General features: G+C 52.8%; 1 protein-coding gene and 1 pseudogene. Both read left to right on the forward strand.

What is annotated here, in order from left to right; translation table 11 throughout:
- Nucleotides 1–257: 257 nt before the first annotated feature.
- Nucleotides 258–566 (forward strand): hypothetical protein, encoded by a 309-nt coding sequence (locus tag C5S62_RS02210; RefSeq protein ID WP_104403876.1) that lies wholly within the window; start codon nt 258–260, stop codon nt 564–566.
- A 66-nt stretch (nt 567–632) separates the two neighbouring features.
- Nucleotides 633–1,573: pseudogene (locus C5S62_RS02215) on the forward strand (YgiQ family radical SAM protein); the annotation flags it as partial.

Consider the following 1,573-nt stretch of genomic DNA (forward strand, 5'->3'; position numbering starts at 1 on the left):
CGGAACTTCCCCGAGGAAAGCCCCGCCCCGCTTTTACAAAGATAATACATTTTCCGTCGGAAAGCAAATTGTGTTAAAATGGTCAATCTCGGAAAAAACGCCGGTCCGGCGCGCTCCTGGTTGGTGATGTTCTCGTTTTCAAAACGGATAAACGGGCTTTTCTTTCATAAAAACAAGCGTTGAAGAAGGAACCTTTCGGGCTTTTTTAGTAGCTTTGTGCAGAACATAGTCATATTAACATCATAAAACAACCGATCATGCACGATATACAACTCAATGCCAGCGGCACACGTCACCTTGAAGTGTCCGATGAAAACCTCCGGACAATCCGCAAATACGACCTCTTTAGCGGATTGGTGGATTCGACAGGATATGTTACCGAAGAGGTCCTTGAAAAACTCAAACTCAACGTGCGCTCCCTGATAGCCCATTCAACGGAAGATACCAAGGACCTGCTAGATCTTTGCATAGATGTGATCTATCATGACAAGATGAAAGCCTATGGTCTGAAAAATCTTATCGACCTTTACAAGGCGGAAGCGGCATTGTGGCCGGTTGAGCAATAAAGGCGCCGCCGGCATTCCCACGTATTGTCTCTCCGCTTTTCTCTCAATCCCCTGTTTCCCTCCTTTATGAATTCTCCCCGTCTGACCGACTGGCTGCCAACCACGCGTAAGGAAATGGACCTGCGCGGCTGGGATGTGGCCGATGTCATTATTTTCTCGGCCGATGCCTATGTTGACCATCCGTCCTTTGGAGCCGCTGTCATCAGCCGGCTTATCGAAGCGGAAGGCTTCCGTGTGGCAATAGTCCCACAGCCCGACTGGCATGGCGATTTCCGCGATTTCCGCAAACTGGGACGGCCGCGCCTGTTCTTTGCCGTGGCACCCGGATGTATGGACTCCATGGTGAACAAGTATACCGCTGCGCGGCGGCTGCGCTCGGAGGACGCTTACAGTCCCGACGGCCGCCACGACATGCGGCCCGAATACCCTACGGTGGTCTATACACGCATCTTGAAACAACTCTATCCGGAAGTGCCCGTAGTGCTGGGAGGCATTGAGGCTTCGCTGCGCCGTCTCACGCATTTTGACTACTGGCAGGAAAAGTTACGGCCATGCCTGCTTTGCGACAGCGGGGCAGACATGATTGTCTACGGGATGGGCGAATTGCCCGTGGCCGAACTGTGCCATCTCCTCGAAGACAAAATTTTGCATGGTCGGGAAGAAATCTGTTGCACAACAGAAGATTTTCGTCAGATCGTGCGTCGCTATCCCGTCCGTCAGACAGTGACTCTTGAACTTGAAGAAGATATCCCCGGCGGACGGCGTGAGGATGACATCGTTCTGGCTCCTCACGAGGAATGCTTGTCCGACAGAAAAAAATATGCGGCCAATTTCCGGCACATTGAGGAGGAGAGTAACAGACTCCATCCGCAGCGGCTCTTGCAGGAAGTGGGTGGGCGTGTGGCCGTAGTCAATCCGCCTTTTCCGCCCATGACAACGGCACAGATAGACCGCTCGTTTGACCTGCCGTATACCCGCCTGCCACACCCCAAGTACAAGGGCAAGCG

The sequence above is a fragment of the Prevotella sp. MGM2 genome (genome assembly GCF_002933955.1).
Taxonomy (GTDB): Bacteria; Bacteroidota; Bacteroidia; order Bacteroidales; family Bacteroidaceae; genus Alloprevotella.

Bases quoted from the DNA above. Each gene is read 5' to 3' on its own strand.
- C5S62_RS02210 (WP_104403876.1), top strand. From the start codon at position 258: ATGCACGATATACAACTCAATGCCAGCGGCACACGTCACCTTGAAGTG.